Source organism: Cupriavidus sp. YR651 (assembly GCF_900101625.1).
GTDB lineage: Bacteria > Pseudomonadota > Gammaproteobacteria > Burkholderiales > Burkholderiaceae > Cupriavidus.
The window spans coordinates 77,200-99,986 of the sequence record NZ_FMYZ01000008.1 but is presented as its reverse complement, the minus strand read 5'-3'; the positions used below and the strand labels follow the sequence as shown (position 1 = coordinate 99,986).

Genomic DNA, 22,787 nt, shown 5'->3' with positions numbered 1-22,787 from the left:
GCCGTACCACTTGTACTGTCTGCGGCCGCGCGTCTAGCCAGGACCGCTTCGCTTCATTTTGAAGCAACCTCTTACTACATCCGGCCCTTTGTCCGGCCTCCAATCTGGTTGTCTTTAGCGAACCCAATAACCGGGGCGCTTGACCCAGCCGTGGGGGCCGTGGACCCACCTGTCGGGGACATAGCGATGTCCCGGACGTGCGGCCTGGTAGTAGCCGCCGCGCCAGGCATAGCCGGACCGTGCGCGATCATAGTGGCCAGGCACCCACGCCTGGCCCGGGCGCGGGGCCGGGCGGACTTCGTGGCGCGGCGGGGGCGGCGGGTTGTCGTAGTAGCCGTGGGCCTGGGCGGCCGGCGAGATCAGTCCGAAAGCACTGCCGGCGGCAAGAATGGCGGCGGCGAGCAACAGTTGGCGTTTCATGGGTTTTCTCCTTGTCATCCGGCTGGATCGGAAATGTCTGTTTGACTGTTTGTCTGTTTGTCGATGGCGCGCGCGTTCGGCTTAGTAGCGGTCGTGGTAGCGCTGGTAGTGCGGACCGCGCGGCGGCACCACGATGCAAGCGGAAAGCAGGGCGGTGGTGGTGGCCAGCAGGATGACCAGGGTGAGGGCGCGTTTCATGTGGGGCTCCGTTTCGGTTCGCGTTGAACACGGCTTGAATGTAGCGACGCGGCCCCGGCTCGCGTGGTTGCACTTGTAAGACCGTCTCTCACGCCCGCGCACGGCGGCAGGTCATTTTTCTGACCTCGCAGAGATCCCGCCAAGCCTTGTGCAGCAAGGCCTGGACGGAAAGTGACGTTGCCGCGCGCAGGCCCTTCCGGCGCGGTGCCGCGGGTAATGTGGCGTTACATCGGAAATGACTTGCGCAAAGATTTGCCAGGGCGGGGGCGCTGTCCGGGCCATTGCAAGCCGGTATCCGGGCGGGTGGCAGGGGCTGACGATGGTGGCCGGCGAGTGGCCGAGTGGAGGGCGCGGCGTCGTGTCATCGCAAAACCGGCCGCCAGCGTTCTCGCAGAAACGGGTACGCTATGGATGTTCGCGCAAGCGCTCCCCGTTCCCCGAGCCGGTGCGTCGGGCGCGCCCGGATCATGGTCGGCCGCCTCCGTCACGCCCCACGATGCGGCACGAAGTGCCACGGACAGGCCCCGAGCACCGCCTGGCCGATGGCACGAAGCTTGCGCCAAACCGTTCGCCGTATTCCCGAGGGAGGACGTCATGCCGGTCATGCTTATCGTGCTGGTCCTGCAGGCGCTGGAAGGCCTGAGTCCGCTAACGGTGCCGCAGTTTGCGCGCGCCCGGTTCGACGATGGCGGCGGTGACGCCGTGGCTCGCCTGGAACGCACGCAGTCGCCGTGAGCCGCTGTGCCGTCCTCTCCGGATCATCCAACGACGAACGGAGAGACCATGAACCGCAGTGACGTGACCGACCTCATTATCGAAGCCAAGGTGAGGCGAGGCATCTCTTGGGCCCAGGTGGCAGAGCGGGTCGGCAAGAGCAAGGAATGGACGACGGCCGCGTGCCTCGGCCAGATGGTGTTTGACGAAGCCGGCGCGCGCGCCGTGATGGAGATCTTCGACCTGCCCGCGGAGGCCGAGCCCTGGCTGCGCACCGTGCCATACAAGGGGTCCCTGCCGACGCAAGTGCCCACTGACCCGCTGATCTACCGCTTCTACGAGCTGATCAGCGTATATGGCACCACGTTCAAGGCATTGATCCACGAAGAGTTCGGCGACGGTATCATGAGCGCCATCGACTTCCGCATGGACCTGCAGCGCGAACCCGATCCCAACGGGGACCGCGTGCGCATCGAAATGTCCGGCAAGTTTTTGCCCTACAAGACGTACTGAAGGGCGCCGAGGTGGCCGGCATGCGGCCGGCCGCCTTGGAAATTTCCGCACACGGTGGCCTCATCGGCTGCGCCGTGCCGCAATGTGGAAAATCGCACAGATGCCGGGCTCCCGGCTCGCGACAATGCGCGTCACCGCTACCTCCCGGAGACGCGGCGCCATGTCTATCGACGACGCCAGGCAATGCCCCGATGCGTCCAGTCCGCTGGCGCGGTTTGCGCAGCGCAGCCGCATTGCGCTGGGTTTGGACATGGTGGCTGCACGCTGCCCCCAGGGCGGCACCGTCGTGGATGTTGGCGCGGGCCCGGGACAGTTTCTGCACTGGCTGGGCGAGGCGCGCCCGGACCTGACACTGGCCGGGCTGGATCCGGGCAAGGCGCCCGATTATCCGGAGATCCGCCACGTCTCCAGCATGTCGGAGCTGGCCAATGCCTCCGTCGACGTGCTGACGGCCTTCGAGGTCTGCGAACACCTGTACCCGAACGAGATCGCCGCGTTCCTGAACGATAGCGCCCGCATCCTGCGGCCTGGTGGGTCGCTGGTGATATCGGTGCCCGTCATGTACGGCATGGCGATCGTGCCGAGGCTGCTGGACGGCATGGTCAGCAACCGTTCGCTGCGCATGGACCATACGCCGGTCGAGGCGCTACGGGCGCTGCTCGGGCTGCCGGTGACGCGGCCCGACAACCCCAGGCAAACGCACAAGGGTTTCGATTTCCGCAAGCTGCGCGCCCATGTGTGTACTCGCTTTGCAGTCGAATTCGCCTGCAACAGCCCGCTGCCTCAGCTGCCGTGGTGGCTGAGTTCGCAATACTTCATGGTTTGCCGGACCCGCCCGGCGGTGCGCCATGCGCGCCGCTGAGACGGATGGTGGCGCCCGCCCGGGGCAGCCAAAGAATCAGCCAAAGAGTCGGCCGAAAAATCAGCCGAAAAACTCGTTGTAGTAGCGCGTGCAGGTGCCGGATTGGCTGAAGGTGTACGGCAGTTCGGCCATGGCGGCGGCGTCGAGCGAGCCGAAGGGAATATCGAGGTCCAGTTCGTGGTTGGCGGCCTCGTCGTTGGTGCGGGAGATATGTTGCGGATTCACGGTAACACTCACTCAGTCGATGGCGGGGCCTCTTGGGCTCCGGAAGGGTCGGTGGGCGGGGATCTCCGCCACGCAGTCATGCTACTCAAGCAAGCCGATCCGAACAGCGGGGCAAGCCAGAAAACACTGTTTCAGATTGGCCATCAATCGCCGTGGCCTATCGCCCTCATAGGGTCGAATACGCAACAATGACCCCATATTCCTCAGGGCCATGTGGGCGACGCGCGACGTTGCCGACAAAGCACCGCCACCCCGCCGCGACAGGACTATAGTGGCTGTGGACCCGCGCCACGCCAGTGGCCCCGACGGTCCCTTCCCTTCCCTGCATTCGTCTGCGGGAGCGCACCATGAGCCTGCCGCCTTGTTTTGCCGACCGCCGCGAGGCCGGCCAGTTTCTCGGCCGCCGTCTGGTCGAACTCGGATTTGCGCGATCGCACGACGGCGAGCCGCCGCTGGTGCTGGCCCTGCCGCGCGGTGGCGTACCCGTCGCCTATGAAGTGACGCGCGCACTCGATGGCACGCTCGATGTGCTGCTGGTGCGCAAGATCGGCGCGCCGGGCTATCCGGAACTGGCGTTGGGTGCGGTGGTGGAGGGCGATGCGGACGGCCGCGGACCGCATACCGTGGCCAATGACGATTCCTGGACGCGCCGCGCCGTGGAGTCCGGCGCCTTCGATGCGGAGCGCGGCCGGCAACTCAATGAGATCTGCCGGCGGCAGCAACGCTATCGTCAGGGTCGTCCGGTGACGGCCATGGCGGGCCGGCAGGTGATCGTGGTGGATGACGGCGTGGCCACCGGGGCGACCATGCGCGCCGCGCTGGATGCCGCGCGGATGGCCGGTGCCGCGCAGGTGGTGGCGGCCGTGCCGGTAGGTTCGGCGGAGGGCCTGGATACGCTGCGCGCCGTGGCGGACCAGATCGTGTGCCTGAACATACCGCCCAGCTTCGGCGCGGTGGGTGCTTTCTATCTCGATTTCACGCAGACCAGCGACGACGAGGCGATGTCCCTGCTGCGCGACGCCGCGTGTCCGCCGATGTCGGCTACCGCCGCGTGGCCGCGCTCCGGCGATCCACTCAGGGCCGGGCCATTCGCATCCTGAGGTGCGGGATCAACCCGCCAGCCCGCAGCAATGCACGCAGGAAGTCGGGCACGGGCTCGCACGCCACGCGCGATCCGTCCTGCAACCGTAGCTGCGCGGCCTCCAGGTCGAACACGGCGCGCGCGCCGTCGGCCAGTGCATCCGTGTGCGCGCAAACCAGTACCGGAAGTCCGAGGTTGATCGCGTTGCGATAGAACAGGCCCGCGAACGATGGCGCGATCACCGCCGCCACGCCAAGGTGGCGCAGCGCCTGCGCGGCCTGCTCGCGCGACGATCCCATGCCGAAGTTGCTGCCGCCGACGACGATGTCGCCCGGGCGGACGGCGGTCGGAAACTCGGGTCGCAGGTTCTCCAGGCAATGGCGCGCCAGCACGTCGATCGCGGCTTTCATATAGACGCCCGGCGCCATCGCATCGGTATCGACGTTGTCGCCAAATCGCCAGATGCGTCCGGCCGGCATGTTGCGGAAATCGGGGGCAGGGGTCATGCCAACAGCGTGCGGGGATCGGTGATGCGTCCGGTCACGGCACTGGCCGCCACCGTGAGCGGAGACGCCAGCCACACCGCGCTGCCGGCATCGCCCATGCGGCCGGCAAAGTTGCGCGCGGTGGAGGCAATGGCGCGGCTGCCGGCGGGGAAGCGCGAGGCGCCGTAGCCCGCGCACGCGTTGCAGGCGTTGGGCAGCAGTTCGGCGCCGGCGGCGACGAGCACTTCGAGCGTGCCTTCGCGCGCGGCCTGTTGCTGGTCGCGCAAGGAGGCGGGCGCCACGCGCAGCGACACGCCGGCAGCCACCTTGCGCCCGCGCAGCATGCGCGCGGCCATGCGCAGGTCTTCGAGCTTGGCGCCCGTGCAAGCGCCCAGGTAGGCGATGTCCACCGCCTGCCCGGCCGCGGCATCCACCGGCGCGCTGTTGGCGGGCGAGTGCGGGGCCGCCACCTGCGGCGCCAGCGTGCCGGCGTCGAAGCGATGGGTCTCCAGCACCTGCGCGTCGGCATCGCTGCGCCATTGGCGCGGATCGATGGCGGCCAGCGTGGCGGCATCCACGCCGGCATCGGCCAGCCACGCCATGGTGGTGGCGTCCGGCGCGATGAGCCCCGTCTGCGCACCCAGTTCCGCACTCATGTTGGTGAGCGTCATGCGCTCCTGCATCGGCAGCGCGGTGACCGCGGCGCCCGTGTATTCGATGGCTTCGTAGCGCCCCCCGGCCAGTCCCAGCGTGGCGCACAGGAACAGCATCATGTCCTTGGCGCATACCCCGTCGGCCAGCGTGCCCTGCCAGTCCAGCCGGATGGTTTGCGGCACGCGCAGCCAGATTTCGCCGGTGGCCAGCACGCCCGCCATCTCGGTGGCGCCGATGCCGAACATATAGGCGCCGAATGCGCCGCCGGTCGGACTGTGGCTGTCGCCGCCCACGATGAAGCGGCCCGGCAGCACGTGGCCGCGCTCGGGCAGCACGACGTGGCAGATGCCCTCGCCGTCGATGAAATGGGAGATGCCGGCATCGCGCACCCAGTCGCGCGTGAAGCGGACGATCGCCTCGGCATCGGGGTCCGCAGCCGGCACGAAGTGGTCCGTCACCACCACGAAACGCGAGGGATCCCAGACCTTTGCGCCGAGTTCGCGCAGCAGCGGCGCCACGCGCCGCGGGCCGCTGGAATCGTGCGACATCGCCAGGTCGACCTTGCACATCACTACCGTGCCCGGCGTGACATGCGCCACGCCGGCCGCGCGTGCCACGAGTTTCTGGGCGAGCGTCGCGGGCAGCTGAACAGGGTCGACGGCGTTGCCGCTGGACAGGGTCATTCGGGCTGCGCTCCGGAATATCTGACCACCGTCGCCCAGCGCTTGACGTCCTGCTTCACGAATGTGGCAAACGCTTCAGGCGGCATCGCGCTGGGCTGGGCCCCATCGTTTTCCAGCCGCTTGCGCACGGCGGGCGATTCCAGCCCGTGGCGCGCAGCCTGGAACAGCGCCTGGGTGATCTCCGGCGGCAGGTTGGCCGGGCCGAACAGGCCGAACCATGCGCTCGACTCGAAGCCCTTCACCGTGGCCCCGATCGGCAGTGCGCCCGGGAACTGCGGCAGCGGCGTGGGGCTGGTCACGCCCAGCACCTTGAGCTTGCCGGCCTTCACGTGCGGCGCCACGTTGATGGTGCTGGCGAACATCAGGTCGACCTGGCCCGCCAGCAGGTCCGTGATGGCCGGCGTGGTGCCCTTGTAGGGGATGTTGACGATGTAGGTGCCCGTCATCATCTTGAACATGTCGCCGGCCAGATGGACCGACGATCCGACCGATCCGATGCCGAAGTTCAGCTTGCCGGGTTCGGACTTGGCCAGACGGATCAGTTCGGGGATGTTGTTCGCGGGTAGTTTGGGCGTGGCCACCAGCACGCTGGGCACGGTGGCCACCAGCGTGATCGGGGTGAAATCCTGGATGGGATCGAACGGCAGCTTCTTGTAGAGCGTGGCGTTGATCGTATGGCTGGTGAAACTCATCAACAGCGTGGTGCCATCGGCGGGGCTCTTGGCAACCAGGTCCGCGGCGATGTTGCCACCGGCCCCGGGACGGTTCTCGACCAACACCGGTTGATCCAGCGCCTGCGACATTTCCTGCGCGATGGTACGTGCCAGCGTGTCGGTGGTCCCGCCGGCGGGCGCGCCGACCAGGATGCGGATCGGCTTGCCGCCCGCCACCGCGGCATGGGCGCCGGAGGGTGCGGACAACAAGGACACCAGGGACAGGACCACGGCGCCTGACACTCGGGTCAGGCAGGACATCAGCGCGCGGACGCGGGCAGGCTTGCGGGCGTGCAGGTGCGCACCCGGGCGAACAACTGGCATGACGTGGGCTCCTCGACAAGTGTGATCAGGAGTGCGCAGTATCGCCCGGATCGACCGGGAGGGGCAGTCCGACCCTAGTCGCGCAGGCCCGTGCGCGTTTCGTTTTCCACCCACACGTTGGCGCTGTCGCCGCCCATCGGGGACAGTTCCATGCGGTACTCGTAGCGGTCCGGCCGATACTGACCCATCAGGAACTGCACCGGGCGGCCCGCCTTGTCCAGCACCACGCGGCGCACCGCCAGCAGGGCACCGCCAACCGGCACGTCGAGCAGCGGCGCCACGACGACATCGGCCAGGCGCGCGGTCAGCACCTGCGTCGCGCGGCCCAGTTCCACGCCTGCGGATTCCAGCAGGCGGAGCATGGGCTTTTCCTCCAGGTCCTTGCGGGACAGCGGGCGGCCCAGGTCCGCGGGCAGGTACGCAGTGATGTGCGACAGCGGACGGTTGCGATAGTGGCGCACGCGGACAATCTTGATCACGGGATCGCCCACCTGCAGATTGAGGGCTTCGGCGACGTCGGGCGTGGCGTGGACCTCGTCGATCGAGATGACCTTGACCGCGGTCTTCTCACCCATGTCGATGATGTTGCCGAGCAGGCTGGCTGCACGTTCTTCCGACACGGCGGGCTTGACCGGATGGGGATTGACGAAGGTGCCCAGGCCGCGATGGCGGCGCACCAGTCCTTCCTGTACCAGGCGGTCAAACACGCGACGCATCGTCACGCGGGAGGCATGGAATTGCTTGGCAAGATCAATCTCGCCCGGCAGCGGGCCCTGGCCAAACCGGCCTTCCACGATCTGCTGGCGGAGGACCACGTAAATCTGGTGATACAGGGGAACGACGGCTTCACTCATGGCTTCCCTTGCGAATGCGCTGACAAGTCCTTGACGGGACTAATGTACTGTAGATCAGACATAGAGCCTAGCATGAAACGCATTGGGGGCGCTTGGTGCACCCCGGCCCGGAACATTTTGTTGCGAGACCGCACCGAGCGCTTTCTGTCCGCAAGAAAGGGGACGAATTCGGGGCGATTCATACCGCGCCGCGCGTCCGCGGCGCCAATAATGCACTTGCGCCCGCCTTCGTCATCGCACCCGCAACATGGTGCCGCAGAGACTGACCTGACAAGCAGCGCCCCCGATGAATGCGTGGTGGATGTGGCATGGCAGGATCGCTGTTTCACCGCCGTTACGGGTGTGGCGCCCTCCGGCCTGCTCCGGGATGAATGCTAACTCCTTGAAAATGCGGTGGATTTTGTTGGCGTGAAGCGGGGCGCACGACGGCAGGCCGGAACCCGTGTCACAGCCCTGTGACATGTCTACTGCGGTTCACAGCCTGCCGCTGCGTGACGCGCAGAAAACCCGCGGAAAAGTTCCCGTGTGATGGCTGGGCAGCCCTTGTATTTCAACGGCTTGTCTCCCGGAGAGGCGCTGCTGGCACCGATTATGCGGAAGAAGCGACTGGTTTGGCGGAGCCGCCGGACCGTCGCCTGAGTGCTAACCGATCTTCCGATCGCCGGCTCCCAGACGAAGACGCTGTGAAATCCTCCTGGGAGCTTTCTATGAATAAGACCCTTCTTGCGACAGCTGCAGTCCTGGCCTTCGGGTTCAGCGGTGTCGCACTAGCAAACCCATGCGGTGACGGGAAGGTTTCCTGTAACCAGAAATCAACTACTGGAGCCAATTCGCTGACTGCCACGGCAACCAACACCCAAACAACCACTGGGGGTCCGGCAGCGAACGAAATTACGGGCTATGCGAAGGTCTTCCAGAATTCGTTCAACACAAGCAAGGCTGTAGCAGTCAGCAAGCTTGAAGGCTCGGTCAGCCATATCAAGGTCTTTGGCCTTGGGAATTCCGCGAGCGCCTACGGCGTAGGCAATGGCGGTGATGGTGGCAAGGGCGGCTCGGCCTATGGCGGCAAGGCCATTGGCGGCGACGGCGCCAAGGGTGGCAGCGGCGGCGACGGCGCCAGGGGTGGCAGTGGCGGCGATGCTTATGCCAAGGCCTACTCTGACGATGCGAAGTCGGGCAAGGCTGTTGCTGGCGATGGTGGCAAGGGCGGCAGCGCCTACGCCTCTGGCGGCAAGGGCGGCTCGGCCTACACCGAAGCAGAAAAGGCAGCAGCGGGTAGCGCTGGTCTCGGCGGCAAGTCCTCGGCCAAGGGCGGCTGGGGTGGCGACACCTGGGCTGGCAACAAGTCCAAGGCGTTCAACGACGGCGCTGGTCCCGCATCGGCCACTGGCACGGCAACAGCCGGCGCCGGAGGCGCAGGCGGTGCAGGCACGTCCACGGGCGGTGCAGGCACAGGTGGCGCGGCCACAGCGACCAATACCGCAGGTGCTGCAACTGGCGGGGCCGGTGCTGCCGGGACTGCCACGGGTGGTGCGGGCGGAGCCGGCGGAGCCGCGAACAGCGGCGCGGCTACCAGCACGGCTAGCACTGGGCCGAATAACGCCGGTGCTGGCGGGGCTGGTGGGTCTGGCGCTGCAGGTGGCGCTGGCGGTAGCGGTGCTGCTGCAACTGGCGGTGCTGCAACGGCTGGCTATGGCGGCGCTGGCGGCGCTGGCGGCACGACGACTGTCGATGCTGGCACGTTCAACATGTCGAACACGATGACCGGCACCGCTCAAAGCGCGGCTGGTGTTCTGAACATCGTGCAGAACTCCGGCATGGCCTCACTGGCGCAACAGGCTGTCACCGTTCAGGCTAACGTGAACGTCGGCCACTAAGCCCTCGAAGGTGGCGCGTGGCGCGGGTGGGATGGCCCGCCCGCGCGCCGAGCTTCAACGGGTAGAAAAGTAGACGATACGTACGGGTATCCGCGGCTGCGCCAGGCCACTGGTGGATCTGTCACGCCGCGGGCTACCCGGACGCAAGCCATGTCAGTCGCCGTCCGCTGAAGGAGATCTCACCATGGGATCGGTCCGCACTACTGTCGGCATCCTGTCGACGGCTATTCTGTTCTGGCCGGGCGTGCATGCCCGTGCAGAACCCCAGCAGCCCTCCGGGCCACCAGTGATGGCCGCCGCGGCTGTATCCACACCGCAATCAGCCCAGGAGGAACCTGTGGCACGCAGCCATGCGGGTGGTGCGTTTGGCTCGCTTGGCAAGCCGGTTGGCGAAAGCAAGCTGGATTCGCTCCGAGGGGGCGCTGAAGTGGTGGTAAACGACATGCGTCTGCACGGGACGGTTGCCGACAACCGGGCAATCAATTCCCCGACCGGAGACAACATCATTACCGCCTCGTCGTTCGCCAATGCGATCGGCATCCCGACCGTGATCCAGAACACAGGTTCCAACGTGCTGATCCAGACCGGGACCATCGTCAACGTCCAGTTCGCGCCATGAGATTGCGACCGTTGACGGCCTTGCTGGCGTTGATCCTGTTATCCGCCGGCGCGCGCATCGCGTGTGCCGATAGCGCCATAGTGCCCGACAACACGGGCCACCTATACAGCGTCAAGGTAACGAGCTTCAAGGAGGCGCGCTTCAAGACCACGATACGGCAGCAATACGACTTCAGCTGCGGCTCAGCCGCCGTGGCGACCCTGCTGACTTATCAGTACGGCTATCCCGTCAGTGAACAGGTCGTGTTCCGGGACATGTATGTGCACGGCGACCAGCAGAAGATCCAGAACGAGGGATTTTCGCTGCTGGACATGAAGCGGTTCCTCGAGTCGCGCGGCTTCCTGGCCGACGGCTACGAACTGCCGCTGTCCAAGCTGGAAGAGGCGAAGGTGCCGGCCATCGTGCTGATCGTGGAAAACGGCTATCACCACTTCGTGGTGGTCAAGGGGATACAAGGCAATCGCGTGCTGGTGGGCGATCCCGCCATGGGTACACGCGCCCTGACGCGCGAGCATTTCGAACGCATCTGGGACAGCCAGCTGCTCTTCGTGATTCACAACCGGGAAGAGCAGGCACGATTCAATCAATATGCCGACTGGCGCGTATCGCCGAGTGGGCCTTACTGGATGGGAGTCAATCGGGACAGCTTGTTCTTCACCGTCATGCCACCGCATGGCGTTCCTGATTTCTAAGGAATAACAATGCGCAAGACATCCTTGAGGCCCCCGCAGACCTCGCGCGTTGCAAACCGGTCCGCTGCCACGGCAATGCTCGTGGGCGCCGGACTGGTCTGCGCGGCGGGTTCGGCCTGGGGCAGCGAGTTGTCAACGGAGGAGGCTGCCGGCGTCTCGGGTCTGACGCTGCCGCCAGCCGCTCGTGCCGGTCCGGATGAACGCCTGGCCCCCGTGACCGGGGGAACGGAGACAATGGCCGGGTGGAAGCCGGTCGACCAGGAAGACCTTGCTGCATTGCGGGGTGGCTTCGACGAGAACGCCTGCCCCGTGGTTGTCTCGGCAGTGCGTGCCCGCGTGACCGGGCAGGTGATGCCGTCCGCCAATGCCGGTGCCACCGTGCCTGCCGAATCGGTCGAAGCGGCCGAAGCGTCCAGCGCGCCGGCTGGCAAAGAAACTCCCGCCACCGATGCATACGTGCAGCAGGCGGGCGATGTCGGAGCGGAGACCGGTGCGCAGGCGCCGGCGGACTTGCGTTCCGATGCCACGGAGGCGGTGCCCACGGCCATCCGCCTCGATCAGGTGAGTGCCGTCACGCTGCCGGACCCCGATGTCATTGTCGCCAGTGCGGCGCCGGTCGCGCATGAGCGTCTTGCTGTCATGCGCGGCGGCTTCGATCCCTCGCTGACCCGGTCGACCGGGACGGCCAGCACAGCCATGCCGGTGGATGCCGTCGTCGCCGTGCAACCGGCAAGCGAGCTCGTACGGCCTGCCGCCAGTGCGGCCGCTGACATCCCTCCGGCAGCCCCTGGCGGTCGTGTCGGCCGTATGGCCGCATGGAAGCCCGTCGTCGAGGACCGGCTGGACGAGTTGCGCGGCGGTTTCGATGTGGGCGGATTGCAGGCTTCGTTCGGTATCGAACGCGCCGTGTATATCAACGGTGACCTGGTCGTGGCGACGAGGGTTATGATCCCCGACATCGGCAAGATCACGCCGGCGCAGGCAAGCCAGTTGTCGGCAGTGCTGGCCCCGTTGAATGTCAATGGGGCTGCGGGTGCTGCCGGCCAGTTGGCGAATAGTCCCGCGCTGGGCAACGGCAATGGCGCCCTTGTGGTGCAGAGCGGGATGAACAATGCGTTCGCCGCGGGTGCACAGGTGAATTCGGCACCGACAGTTATACAAAACTCGCTTAACGGCCAGACGATTCAAAGCCTGATGAAGCTGGACGCAGGGGTCAATACCTTGCAGTCGTATCGCTCGGCCGTGGCGACTTCCGCATTGAGCAATACGCTGCTGAATTCGGCCGGAAGGAGGTAGTGCCAGGGTGCCATGGCAGTAGAGCAGGTTGCGGGCTCCTGCAATACCAGTCCGCCGTCCCGGGGGGAGGAAGACGCCATGAAGAACACGTCGCTGCATGGATTCCGGCACGCTGCCGGTTGCTCGACGCTAGTGTTGTTGAGTGGGCTGACGCAGGCCCAGTCGCTGCCCGATGAAGGCCCCACGGCGGCGCGGCTGGATGCACTGAAGAAAGAACTCGCCGCGCAGGCCGCGGCACTTGAATCGATGAAGCGGGCGATGGCCGAGCAGGAAGCCACGATCCGCGAGCTGCGCAGCGTGGTCGGCGCCGAGGCGCTGGCCAGAAAGCGTGGCGGCCAGCGCCCGCCAGGCACCGGGCCCGCACCCGGAGAATCCGCGCCGGCCGTGGCGGCTGGCACCTCCGACGCTCCCAACGCTCCCAATTCCCCTGACGCCCCGCAGAACGCCCAGCAGGGCGCGCCCGAGCCGGGCTCCGCGCCCCCGCAGATGGTTGAACCCGCGGTGGCGCAGGCCGGCGAGCAGGAGCCGGTCGGCAAGCCACCTCAGGCCGAGACGCGCCCCCCCGAGATCGCGCCGATCACCGATCAGCCCGGTGTGCTGACGGCGAAAGGCAAGGTCGTGATCGAGCCGGGATTCCAATACGGCTACTCGTCCAGCAACCGCGTCGCCCTGGTGGGCTTCACCGTCATCCCGGCCGTGCTGATCGGGCTGATCGATGTGCGCGAGGTCAAGACGACCTCGTACGTCGGCACGTTCACGATGCGCTACGGCCTGACCGACCGGATGGAGATCGAAGCCAAGGTGCCCTACGTGCACACCTCGGGCTCCACCATCAGCCGCGAGGTGTTCACGGGGACCGCGACCGACAACGTCTTCAACTCCAGCGGCAGCGGCCTGGGGGACGTGGAAGCGACCCTGCGATACCAGCTCAACAACGGCAACGAGAGGATGCCGTTCTTCATCGGCTGGCTGCGCTACAAGTCGAATACCGGCAAGGACCCGTTCGAGGTGGTCACCGATTGCGTGACGCGTTGCGTCGGCAATACCACGGGCACGGGGCTGCCGCTGGGGTTGCCTACCGGCACCGGCTTCCAGGCGATCCAGCCGGGTGTCACGTGGCTGCTGCCGAGCGATCCCGCGGTGTTCTTCGGCACCTTCAGCTACCTGCATAACTTCGCGCGTGACAACGTCAGCCGCACCGTGTTGAACGGCGAGAAGGAGAACCTCGGCAAGATCGCGCCGGGAGACATCTTTGGCTTCAGCCTGGGCATCGGCCTCTCGCTCAACGAGCACGCCTCGTTCAGTATTGGCTACGATCAGAGCATCATCTGGCCGATCAAGCAGAACGGCCAGACGGTGCCGGGCTCGGTCCGGGTCACGCAGGGCACGCTGCTGGTCGGCTATTCATACCGGTTCAGCCCGCGCTACACGCTTAACGTTTCGGTCGGTGCCGGGCTCACCCGGGACACGCCCGATCTGCAGGTCAATGTGCGCCTGCCAATCACATTCTGATGGGATGGCGGCCAGCCCGGGTGACGCGCGGTCTGCTTGAAACCTGTTGCCGGCGCCGCCGCCTTGCACTCGTGCCACGAACAGAGTAGAAAGAACCTAACCCGTCCCGCAGACGGATGACCCATACCGGGGCGGCCTGACAGAGGAGACAAGTCATGCGCAAACGCATCTTCTGGTTGTTGCCCGACCTGGCGAGCGCCCAACGCACCATGGACGACTTGCTGCTGGCTCGCATCGAGAACAGTCACATCCACTTCGTGGCACGCGACGGTTCCGACATGACCGGATTGCATGAAGCCAACCTGTTCCAGACCTCGGACATCGTCCACGCCGCCGAAATGGGGCTGATGGTGGGCGGTGGCGTCGGGATCGTGGCGGGGGTGGTCGTTGCGATGTTCCCGATTGTCAGCGACACGCCGCAGTGGGGTTTGGTCGGCGTGCTGGCCGTGCTCGGCGCGGTATTTGGCGCATGGGCATCGAGCATGATCGGCAGCTCGGCCCCCAACAGCCGATTGCGAGGATTCGAGAAGGACATCGAGGCGGGCAAGCTGCTGCTGATGGTGGATGTGCCGCGTGGCCGGTGCGAAGAGATCGAAGCCCTGCTGCAGAAGGCCCATCCGGAAGCCAGGTTTGCCGGCATGGATCCGGCGGTGCCGGCGTTCCCCTGAGCGCTGGCTGGAATTGGCCGCGATCGGCCAGGACTGCCCCGCCTGTTCTGCTTTTCCCTGACGCGCCCTTATGGCGCGCTCCGGCGCACGTGCTATCGCGCGCCTTGCTGCGGCCACACCAGGCCATAACCGGAGCCTTCTGGCCACGGTGTGCTGCCGCAGCAACACCCCTCCCCCGCCATGGTTTGAACAAATACCTCTGATGAGGTACCTTCCGAAACGTCGCACGGGCATCTTCCGGACGCTCTGGCGCGGCACGCAGCGGAAAAAAATTACTAGTCACGCGGGCGCTTCTGGAGGGGTCAACAATGAACGCAAGACGATTTGCGTGGGGCATGATTGCTGCCACGCTGGGGTTTGTCACGCCGATGGCGGCGCACGCTGACCCGGGCATCAGCAAGAGCACCATCCGCATCGGCCAGTCGGCCGGCGTCACCGGTCCGGTGGCGGGTTCCGTCAAGGAGCAGATCGCCGGCGCGCAGGTCTACCTGAAGACGATCAATGCCAACGGCGGCGTCGGCGGCCGCCGCATCGAGCTGGTGACCTACGACGACGGCTTCGACGCCAAGCGCACGCCGGACAATGTGCGCAAGCTCATCCACGAAGACAAGGTGTTCGCGCTGTTCATGGTGCGCGGCACGCCGCAGAACGAAAGCATCCTGCCGATCATCGCGACGGAGAAGGTGCCGCTGATCGCGCCGCTCACGGGTGCCATCACGCTGCACCGTCCGGTCAATCGCTACGTGTTCAACGTCCGCGCGAAGTACCAGGACGAGGTGGCGCGTGCGATCAACCACCTGGCGACGTCCGGCATGAGCCGGATTGCCATCTTCTATGCCAACGACGGTTTCGGGCAGGATGTGTTCGAAGGCTTCACCACCGCGCTGCAGGCACGCGGCGTGCAGCCAGCGGCGGCGGCGTCGTTCAACCGGCCGATGGGCGACATCAGCCAGGGCGTGGCCAACGTCAACAAGTCCAGCCCGCAGGCCGTGATGGTGATCGGGTCCGGCTCCGAAGCGGCCAGGATCATCAAGGAAATGAAGAAGGCGGGTAGCCAGGCGCAGTTCGTCACGCTCTCCAACAACGCGGCGGATTCCTTCATCAAGGAACTGGCGGACGACGGCCGTGGCCTGATCATCACGCAGGTGGTGCCCGGCATGAACTCCAGCCAGATGAGCATCGCCAGCGAATATCGCAGCATGGCCAAGGCGCAGAACGTGGAAGCCAGCAACGCGGGCATGGAAGGCTTCATGTCGGCCAAGGTGCTGGTGGAGGGATTGCGCCGCGCCGGACCGGAGCCCACGCGCGAGAGGCTGATCGCCGCGCTGGAAGGCCTGCGCGACTACGACCTCGGCGGCATCCTGATCAGCTACAGCGCCACGCGCCACACGGGCTCGTCATTCGTGGAAATGTCGATCGTCTCGTCGACGGGCAAGCTGATCCGCTGAGTTGATCCGCTGAGTTGATTCACTGAGCTGATCCGCCGGGTCGATTCACCACGCGCAATCGAACCTGGCAAGCGGCCCACCCCAAGGGGCCGCCTCACCTTCGGCGGGCGTCTTTCCCGCTGGTGCGCTGCGGTATAGTTGCCGGATGGCAATTCCTACCGCAGCGTCCCCTTCCCCGTTTTCCCTCGCAGGCCGCGTCGCACTGGTGACTGGCGGTGCGCAGGGCCTTGGCCTGGCGATCGCCGCAGGGCTGGCCGATGCCGGCGCGCACGTGCTGGTCTGTGCGCGCAACGGCCAGCGCGTTGCCGACGCCGTCACGCAACTTGTCGCCCGTGGCGGCAGTGCCGAAGCGATTCCGCTCGACATCACCGACGAGGGCGCCGTAACCGAGGCGTTTGCCGGCATCGCGGCGCGTCATGGCCGGCTCGATATCCTCGTCAACAATGCCGGCGCGCGTAACCGGAATTCGATGGCACACCTCGATGCCGGCGACCTGCGCGCGATGCTCGAAACCAATCTCGTCGCGCCCTATGCGCTGTGCCGGCACGCCGCGCAGCTGATGCAGCGCGGCCAGTATGGACGCATCGTCAACGTGACCTCGATCGCCGGACAGGTGGCGCGCGCCAATGACGTGCTGTATCCCGCCACCAAGGGCGGCCTGGATGCGCTGACGCGGGCCATGGCAGCCGACCTCGGGCGGCAGGGCATCACCGTCAACGCGGTGGCACCGGGTTACTTCGCCACCGAACCCAACCAGTCGATGGTCGCCGACGAGACCGTGGCCGAGTGGCTGCGCAACCGGACCTCGCTGGGCCGATGGGGCCAGCCGGATGAGGTGGCGGGCGCCGTCGTGTTCCTCGCCTCGCCTGCCGCGTCCTACGTCACGGGCCAGGTGCTGGCGGTCGACGGCGGCTATCTGGGCCATTTCTAGGCCGGGCGATCAGGTCAGGACGATGCCGTCGCCGGCGCGCGGCCCTTTGCGGGCTTGAAGTGCGCGCGCACGCATTCGATCATGGCCACCGCGGCGGCCGAGTCGCTTCGCTCGCGCAGCCGCACCAGGCAGATGTCGCGCACCAGCGATGGCATTTGCATGGGCCGTATCGCCAGCCCCTCGCGGCGAAACTGGAACAAGGCCAGCGCCGGCACCACGGACACACCCAACCCCGCCTCCACCAGCGCCGCCACGGTGGCCAGGTGCTCCACCTCCATCACCCCATGCAGTCTGAGCGGATGCAGCGCCGCATCCAGGTGCTGCCGCACGCTGCTGGTCCGCGATAGCTGGATGAACGGCAACCCCGCCAGCGCCTGTGGCGCGATGCGGCGGCGGTTGGCCAGCGGGTGGTCGGCGGGGCAGACCAGATGGAAGTTGTCATGCACGAGCGCTTCGACGCGCAGGTCGGCGTCCTGTGCCGGGGCCGGCGCCAGCGCGAAATCCGCTTGCCCGCGGCGGACCATATCGATGCAGCCATCGGCGAGCTGGTCGTGGAGCTCCAGCGAAATGCCGGGATAGCGGCGGTGGAAGTCGGCCAGCAATGGCGGCAGGTCGCCTCCGGCCAGCGAGGGCAGCGCGGCGATGGCCACGCGGCCCTTGCGGCGTTCCGCGTGGTCGCGCAAGTCCTCGAAGGCTGCCTCGAAATCCGCGAGCAACCGCCGCGCCACTTCCTCGAAGCGGCGTCCGTCCGCGCTCAGCTCCACGTGCCGCGTGGTGCGTTCGAACAGGCGGATGCCGGCCTGCTCCTCCAGGGTCTGCACCACCGTGCTGAAGGCCGACTGGGACAAATGGCACGCCCGCGCCGCGCGGGTGAAGTTGCGGTGCGTGGCCAGCGCCACGAAGGCGCGCAAGTGCTTGACCGACAGGTTCGTGATCATGGGGGGCGCCGTCCTGCGGGCGGCTTTGATTGATCCGGATTGTCGATAGATTAATCCAAATAATCCGTTTTTTGACTGGAGCGTGGCGACCTAGAATGAGATCGCCGTTATCTCTCCCATGCGAACGCCCATGACCGTCCCCCTGCTGATCGGATCTGGCGCCGGATTTTCCGGCGACCGCATCGACGCCGCCTTGCCGGTGGTGCGTACGCTGATCGCCGCTGGCGGGCCTGCGGCGCTGATTTTCGAGACGTTGGCCGAGCGCACGCTGGCGCTGGCGCAGCTGGCGCGCCGCAGCGACCCCGAGCACGGCTACGAGCCACTGCTGGACCAATTGCTGACGCCGGTGCTGGGGCTGTGCCTGGCCAACGGCATTCCCATCATCGGCAACTTTGGCGCGGCCAATCCGCGCGCCGCGGCTCGCCGCATTGCCGCGCTGGCGGCCGAACTGGGTCTGCCCGCGCCGCGCGTGGCGGTGGTGGAGGGCGATGACCTGTCGCACGACGCGGGTCGCGCCCTGCTGCGAGGCATCGTCGGCGAATCCTTTCCCGAGTCGCGCTTTGTCTGCGCCAACGCCTATATCGGCGCACGCGGCATTGCCGAGGCGATCCGCGACGGCGCGCAGGTGGTGGTCTGCGGCCGTGTGGCCGATCCCGCGCTGGCCGTCGGTCCCGCCATGGCGCATTTCGACTGGGCGTGGGACGACTGGGATCGCCTTGCGGCGGCCACCATGGCCGGTCACTTGCTGGAGTGCGGCGCCCAGGTCAGCGGCGGCTATTTCGCGGACCCGGGCATGAAGGACGTACCGGATCTGCACGCGGTGGGTTTCCCGATCGCGCGACTCGACGCCGATGGCGGCATCGAAATCTTCAAGGCCGCCAACACCGGCGGCTGCGTGGACCTGCGCACGGTGAAAGAGCAGTTGCTGTACGAGGTGCACGATCCCTCCGCCTACCTGACGCCCGACGTGGTGGCCGACATCGGCAATGTGACCGTGGAGCAGATCGGCCCGGACCGCGTGGCCGTGCGCAACATCCGCGGCCACGCGCGGCCGGATCAGCTCAAGGCCAACCTGTTCTACCAGGGTGGATGGTTCGCGGAGGGCGAGATCTCCTACGCCGGCCCCAACGCCGCCGCGCGGGCCCGTCTGGCCGCGGACATCCTTCTGAAGCGGATGCAGGGCCTGGGTCACGATGTGCCGATTCGCTTCGACCTGATCGGCGTGTTGAGCGTATTCGCCGACGATGGCGGCGCGATGCTGGCCGCGCCGCAACCGGGCGAGGCCGATGCCCGGGACGTGCGTCTGCGCGCCGCGCTGGCGCACGAGGACAAGGCGGTGGCCCAGGCGCTGCTGCGCGAAGTCAATGCGCTCTATACCTGTGGCCCGGCCGGCGGCGGCGGCGTGCGCACCGCGCTGCGCACGCGGCTCAATGCGATGTCGTGCCTCGTGCCGCGCGACGCCGTATCGCCCGGCCACACCTTGATTGCCTGACCGAATGCCCGAGGACGCCATGACCGACATCGCGCCGCTGTACCAGTTTGCCCATGGCCGCACCGGCGACAAGGGTGACCGCTCCAACATCAGCGTGATTGCCTATGACGCACGCGACTTCGACCACCTGGTCGCGCACGTCACCGAGGACGCCGTGCGCGCGCTGTTCGCTCATCGCCGGCCACGGGCGGTCACGCGCTATGTCGTGCCGTCGATCCAGGCCATGAATTTCGTTATCGACGGCGTGCTGGATGGCGGCGTCAACGATGCACTGAATCTCGACACGCACGGCAAGGCGCTTGCGTTCCTGCTGCTGGGCATGACGATTCCCCTGCCTCCCCGGCTTGCCGGCGGCACCCCCTGATTGCCGGGCCATTTCACTCTCACAACGATCAACGATTCCAGGAGACAACGATGTACGGATTCCGCAGGCCGCTCGCCATCGCCGCCCTTGCCACGTTCGCGTGCCTTGCCTTGCCCGCCGGCAGCGCGTGGGCCGAGTATCCAGACAAGCCGATTCGCTTTGTCGTGCCGTTTGCGGCCGGCAGTGCGACGGACCAGCTGGCGCGTGCCATCGGCCAGGCGGTGACGCTGGACACCAAGGTCACGGTGGTGGTGGACAACAAGCCGGGCGCAAACGGTTTCATCGCGGCCAGCGACGTCGCGAAGGCCAGCCCGGATGGCTATACGGTGCTGATCACCACCAACACCACGCATGCGGCCAACGAGCATCTGTTCAAGAAGCTGCCGTACGACCCGGTGAAGGACTACACGCCCGTGACGGCGCTGGGTCGTGGGGGCCAGATCATGGTGGTCAACCCGCAATTGCCGGCGAAGACGGTGGGCGAGTTCATCGCGCTGGCCAAGAAGGACCCGGGCAAGCTGAGCTTCGGCAGTGGCAGCTCGTCGTCGCGCATTGCTGGCGAACTGTTCCAGCAGATGGCCCACGTGCAGCTGCTGCACGTGCCGTACAAGAGCAATCCGCTGGCGATCACCGACCTGCTGGGCAACCAGATCCAGATGATGATCACGGACACCGCCACCGGTCTGCCGCAGGTCAAGACGGGCAAGCTGCGCGCGCTGGGCGTGTCGGGCAAGTCGCGTTCCCCGCTGGCGCCGGATGTGCCGACGATCGACGAGTCGGGCGTGAAGGGCTACGAGATGAGCTACTGGTTCGCGGCGTACGCGCCGGCCAACACGCCAGCAGCTGTCGTCAACAAGCTCAACCAGATGCTGGTGAAGGCAGCGAAGAGCGATACCGCAGCCAACTTCTACCAGTCCACCGGCACCGAGGTGTTCACCAGCACGCCTGCCGAACTGGCGAAATTCCAGGGACAGGAATCGGCCAAATGGGGCCGCATCATCAAGGCGGCGAATATCCAGCCGGAGTAAATCGCAGTCCAGCTTGTTACGCATGAATGGAAAAAGGAGCACCACGGTGCTCCTTTTTCGTTTTCAGCCACGCAGAAACGGGTACGCCCGCGCGCTGGCGGGCGCCATGGCTATGGCTTTAGCGCCAATCGGTATGCCACCGCATAGGGCAGCTTGCCGGGCTTGGCGGTGCCGACCGGTTGGGACAGCGCCGTGAACTCGGTCTCGTTCAGCGTTTCGAGCCTGCCGAGCGCGGCAGCGGTCTTGCCGTTGCTGACGGTCGCATCCGGTGCCAGCGTCACCATCGCGCCAGCGGCCGTGTGCACGGCAGCCAGATAGCTGGCGTTGTCATCCAGGTTTACGGTCTTCAGGTCGACCACCGTACGCAGCCAGTCGCCCCAGTAGAACTCCGTAAACTCGGTGGCGTCCGCCAGCTGCGTGTAGCCGATATCGCGCGTGAAGTACACCAGCGCACGGTACGGGTCGTTGCCCAGGCCGTTCTTCAGGCCAAGGGAGCGCGGCAGGTCGGCCGGATAGGCCGGGCGATTGTCGCCATCCCGGGACCAGATCAGCTTGCGCTCGCGCAGCGTGCGGAAGAACGTGGCGCGGTTCAGATTGGACAGGTTGTCCTGCACGCGTACCCACATCTTCGCCTGCGGGCCGCCGCTGCTGGCTTCCCAGATCGACGTGAACGTGTGGTGCCCATCGGTCAGGTACGGCTCGCCGTAGGGGCCCACCACCAGCGTCTTCATGTCCGCGGGTTTTTCGGCGACGGCCTTCGTGCACGTGAATGTGGAAAGGTCGTCCAGGCGGGAGTTGGCATCCGATGTCTTGGTCTTGTTCTGACCGTTCGCCTCGCAGGCATCGTCGAAGCGCTTGGCCGGATCGGCGGCATAGCGGCCCAGCTTGTAGTAGATCTGGTCGCGGCCGATGGCCGGCTGCGTCGGGCGCAGGTCCGCCAGCGTGACCAGAATGTTCTGGCCGGCAGCGGCCGACAGGTAGGTCGTGACCGGCGTCGGTGCGGGCAAGGGCGTGCAGACGGCCGGCAGGACGCGCGTGCTGCCCGGCACCTGGCGTACCTGGTAGGCGAGCTTGCCGCTGACCGGCAGCCATGCCAGCGCGGCCGTTTGCGAGGAGCCGTTGGCCGTGGCCTGCCAGGCGCCCGATACCAGGCCATTGGCGGCGCTGCCCGCGGCGGTGTTGTAGGCGAGTGCCACATCCACGGGGATGTTGTCCGCGGCCAGCGTGGTGCGGGCCACGGAGACCATGTTGCGGCGGGTACGGCCCGTCGATGCGTTCTTGTCGTCGAGCTCGGGTTCCGCGCAGATCCAGTCGCCGTCCATGGCGTTCGCCGCCACGGACGTTGCCGGACGCACCACCCAGTTGCCGGTGGCCGCGTCGGCGCTGGCGCCGGTTTCATCGACGAAGAGCGCGGTCTGGTTCTGTTGCTTGCCGATGAAGACGCGGCCCACCTTGTTGCCCGCCAGCGTCAATGCAAAGGCGCCGGGGTATCGTGCCTGGTCGGCGTCCGCGACCAGCTGCCCGACCTGGCCGCCCGCGCAGGTCGCGCTGTAGCCCAGGCCCGCGCAGACGCGCACGGTGCCATCGGCGGCAATGCCGAGCTGGCCAGCGCTGGCGGCATCGCCGGTCTGGCGCAGGTAGCTGTAGGTGCCGGCGATGTCCGCCAGCTGGGCGCCGCGGTTGGCGGCGGAGATATAGCCTTGCAGCAGCGCGCCGTTGCCAGCCTTGACGTTGGGCACCTGGCCCAGCGCGCCGGACAGCACGCCGTCATCGAGCGTGAACGTGAACGTGATGGCCGAAGCCGCGGCGGCAAGCGAGGCGGGTACGCCCGTGCCGGTGGCGGCAAGGCCCGTTACCCGATAGGTGCTGCCGTCCATCGCGTACTGGCCGACCAGCGTGCCCGCCAGGCCGAAACGCGAATCGAGGAAACGCAGCGTCAGTTGCCCCGCGGCAGGCTTGTCGAGTTCGACGGAAACCGTGTCGCCAAAGCTCACGGCGCCGACGTAGAGCGCCCCGCCTGACAGCGGGGTCACGGCCGCGGGCTGCGAGGCGTTGCCCCCGTTGCCGGTGCTGGCCGACGTGTCATCGCCACCGCATGCGACCAGCGTCGTCGTCATCAACGCCAATGCGGCCATGCGCATGACGCGTTGCCCTTCACCCGTGATGTTCCTCGTCCTGCTTCCCATATTTCCCTCG

General features: G+C 66.6%; 23 protein-coding genes. 15 read left to right on the top strand and 8 right to left on the bottom strand.

The features are described 5' to 3' along the window. Window positions 1-114: 114 nt before the first annotated feature. On the bottom strand, window positions 115-420 hold the full coding sequence (locus BLR29_RS21455) for a hypothetical protein (RefSeq protein ID WP_092139347.1): 306 nt from the start codon (window positions 418-420) through the stop codon (window positions 115-117). A gap of 792 nt (window positions 421-1,212) precedes the next feature. On the opposite strand from BLR29_RS21455, the gene BLR29_RS32520 reads away from it, so the two are divergent. The 3 genes from BLR29_RS32520 (at window position 1,213) to BLR29_RS21445 (ending at window position 2,707) form a co-directional block, all read left to right on the top strand. Beyond that, window positions 1,213-1,353, top strand: a complete 141-nt coding sequence (locus BLR29_RS32520) for a hypothetical protein (RefSeq protein ID WP_176861019.1) — start codon at window positions 1,213-1,215, stop codon at window positions 1,351-1,353. Window positions 1,354-1,401: 48 nt separating this feature from the next. Continuing rightward, window positions 1,402-1,845, top strand: coding sequence for a cyanase (cynS, locus tag BLR29_RS21450; protein ID WP_092139345.1), 444 nt, complete (start codon window positions 1,402-1,404; stop codon window positions 1,843-1,845). Between the two features lie 160 nt (window positions 1,846-2,005). Next, window positions 2,006-2,707, top strand: coding sequence for a class I SAM-dependent methyltransferase (locus tag BLR29_RS21445; protein ID WP_255371350.1), 702 nt, complete (start codon window positions 2,006-2,008; stop codon window positions 2,705-2,707). A 60-nt stretch (window positions 2,708-2,767) separates the two neighbouring features. On the opposite strand, the gene BLR29_RS32515 is transcribed toward BLR29_RS21445, so the two are convergent. Further along, window positions 2,768-2,932, bottom strand: a complete 165-nt coding sequence (locus BLR29_RS32515; protein ID WP_176861018.1) for a hypothetical protein — start codon at window positions 2,930-2,932, stop codon at window positions 2,768-2,770. Window positions 2,933-3,279: 347 nt separating this feature from the next. On the opposite strand from BLR29_RS32515, the gene BLR29_RS21440 reads away from it, so the two are divergent. Further along, the gene (locus tag BLR29_RS21440; protein WP_092139343.1) at window positions 3,280-4,032 is read left to right on the top strand and encodes a phosphoribosyltransferase; all 753 of its coding nucleotides are present in this window, start codon (window positions 3,280-3,282) and stop codon (window positions 4,030-4,032) included. Here the strand turns inward: BLR29_RS21440 and BLR29_RS21435 are convergent. From BLR29_RS21435 to BLR29_RS21420, 4 genes are all read right to left on the bottom strand, one after another. Next, window positions 4,007-4,519: a LeuD/DmdB family oxidoreductase small subunit gene (locus BLR29_RS21435; RefSeq protein WP_092139341.1), complete on the bottom strand. Its 513-nt coding sequence runs from the start codon at window positions 4,517-4,519 to the stop codon at window positions 4,007-4,009. The two genes, BLR29_RS21440 and BLR29_RS21435, sit on opposite strands and share 26 nt — an antisense overlap. Next, a complete protein-coding gene (locus BLR29_RS21430; protein WP_092139339.1) occupies window positions 4,516-5,835 on the bottom strand; it encodes a 3-isopropylmalate dehydratase large subunit in 1,320 nt (439 codons plus the stop codon). The genes BLR29_RS21435 and BLR29_RS21430 overlap by 4 nt, the downstream gene beginning before the upstream one ends. Beyond that, window positions 5,832-6,872 carry a tripartite tricarboxylate transporter substrate binding protein gene (locus BLR29_RS21425; RefSeq protein WP_092139337.1) on the bottom strand — a complete coding sequence of 347 codons (1,041 nt, stop codon included), beginning with the start codon at window positions 6,870-6,872 and terminating at the stop codon, window positions 5,832-5,834. Before BLR29_RS21425 ends, BLR29_RS21430 begins: the two co-directional genes overlap by 4 nt. A gap of 74 nt (window positions 6,873-6,946) precedes the next feature. Continuing rightward, window positions 6,947-7,726: a GntR family transcriptional regulator gene (locus BLR29_RS21420; RefSeq protein ID WP_092139335.1), complete on the bottom strand. Its 780-nt coding sequence runs from the start codon at window positions 7,724-7,726 to the stop codon at window positions 6,947-6,949. A 707-nt stretch (window positions 7,727-8,433) separates the two neighbouring features. On the opposite strand from BLR29_RS21420, the gene BLR29_RS21415 reads away from it, so the two are divergent. From BLR29_RS21415 to BLR29_RS21380, 8 genes are all read left to right on the top strand, one after another. Next, window positions 8,434-9,603: a hypothetical protein gene (locus BLR29_RS21415; protein ID WP_092139333.1), complete on the top strand. Its 1,170-nt coding sequence runs from the start codon at window positions 8,434-8,436 to the stop codon at window positions 9,601-9,603. A gap of 184 nt (window positions 9,604-9,787) precedes the next feature. After that, window positions 9,788-10,222 (top strand): hypothetical protein, encoded by a 435-nt coding sequence (locus BLR29_RS21410; RefSeq protein ID WP_092139331.1) that lies wholly within the window; start codon window positions 9,788-9,790, stop codon window positions 10,220-10,222. Beyond that, window positions 10,219-10,914 (top strand): C39 family peptidase, encoded by a 696-nt coding sequence (locus tag BLR29_RS21405; protein WP_092139329.1) that lies wholly within the window; start codon window positions 10,219-10,221, stop codon window positions 10,912-10,914. Before BLR29_RS21410 ends, BLR29_RS21405 begins: the two co-directional genes overlap by 4 nt. Before the next feature lie 9 nt (window positions 10,915-10,923). Further along, window positions 10,924-12,210, top strand: a complete 1,287-nt coding sequence (locus BLR29_RS21400; protein ID WP_143018494.1) for a hypothetical protein — start codon at window positions 10,924-10,926, stop codon at window positions 12,208-12,210. A 78-nt stretch (window positions 12,211-12,288) separates the two neighbouring features. Beyond that, entirely contained in the window at window positions 12,289-13,722 is a 1,434-nt protein-coding gene (locus BLR29_RS21395; protein ID WP_092139325.1) for a coiled-coil domain-containing protein, read from the top strand. Window positions 13,723-13,877: 155 nt separating this feature from the next. Beyond that, complete coding sequence (locus BLR29_RS21390; RefSeq protein ID WP_092139323.1) at window positions 13,878-14,390, top strand: DUF1269 domain-containing protein; 513 nt, start codon at window positions 13,878-13,880, stop codon at window positions 14,388-14,390. 308 nt (window positions 14,391-14,698) lie between these two features. Next, window positions 14,699-15,838, top strand: a complete 1,140-nt coding sequence (locus BLR29_RS21385) for an ABC transporter substrate-binding protein (RefSeq protein ID WP_092139321.1) — start codon at window positions 14,699-14,701, stop codon at window positions 15,836-15,838. Window positions 15,839-15,983: 145 nt separating this feature from the next. After that, complete coding sequence (locus tag BLR29_RS21380) at window positions 15,984-16,769, top strand: SDR family oxidoreductase (RefSeq protein WP_092139319.1); 786 nt, start codon at window positions 15,984-15,986, stop codon at window positions 16,767-16,769. A 14-nt stretch (window positions 16,770-16,783) separates the two neighbouring features. Here BLR29_RS21380 and BLR29_RS21375 read toward each other — a convergent pair whose 3' ends face one another. Next, the gene (locus BLR29_RS21375) at window positions 16,784-17,707 is read right to left on the bottom strand and encodes a LysR family transcriptional regulator (protein ID WP_092139317.1); all 924 of its coding nucleotides are present in this window, start codon (window positions 17,705-17,707) and stop codon (window positions 16,784-16,786) included. A gap of 130 nt (window positions 17,708-17,837) precedes the next feature. Here BLR29_RS21375 and BLR29_RS21370 point away from each other — a divergent pair, with 130 nt between their 5' ends. Genes BLR29_RS21370 through BLR29_RS21360 form a run of 3 tightly spaced genes read left to right on the top strand, consistent with a single transcriptional unit; the run spans window position 17,838 to window position 20,591 of the window. Further along, window positions 17,838-19,199 (top strand): acyclic terpene utilization AtuA family protein, encoded by a 1,362-nt coding sequence (locus tag BLR29_RS21370; RefSeq protein WP_092139315.1) that lies wholly within the window; start codon window positions 17,838-17,840, stop codon window positions 19,197-19,199. 19 nt (window positions 19,200-19,218) lie between these two features. Further along, entirely contained in the window at window positions 19,219-19,563 is a 345-nt protein-coding gene (locus BLR29_RS21365; RefSeq protein WP_092139663.1) for an AtuA-related protein, read from the top strand. 50 nt (window positions 19,564-19,613) lie between these two features. Next, on the top strand, window positions 19,614-20,591 hold the full coding sequence (locus tag BLR29_RS21360) for a Bug family tripartite tricarboxylate transporter substrate binding protein (RefSeq protein ID WP_092139313.1): 978 nt from the start codon (window positions 19,614-19,616) through the stop codon (window positions 20,589-20,591). A gap of 110 nt (window positions 20,592-20,701) precedes the next feature. Here BLR29_RS21360 and BLR29_RS21355 read toward each other — a convergent pair whose 3' ends face one another. Continuing rightward, window positions 20,702-22,777: a ParB/Srx family N-terminal domain-containing protein gene (locus BLR29_RS21355; protein WP_092139311.1), complete on the bottom strand. Its 2,076-nt coding sequence runs from the start codon at window positions 22,775-22,777 to the stop codon at window positions 20,702-20,704. Window positions 22,778-22,787 lie beyond the last annotated feature (10 nt).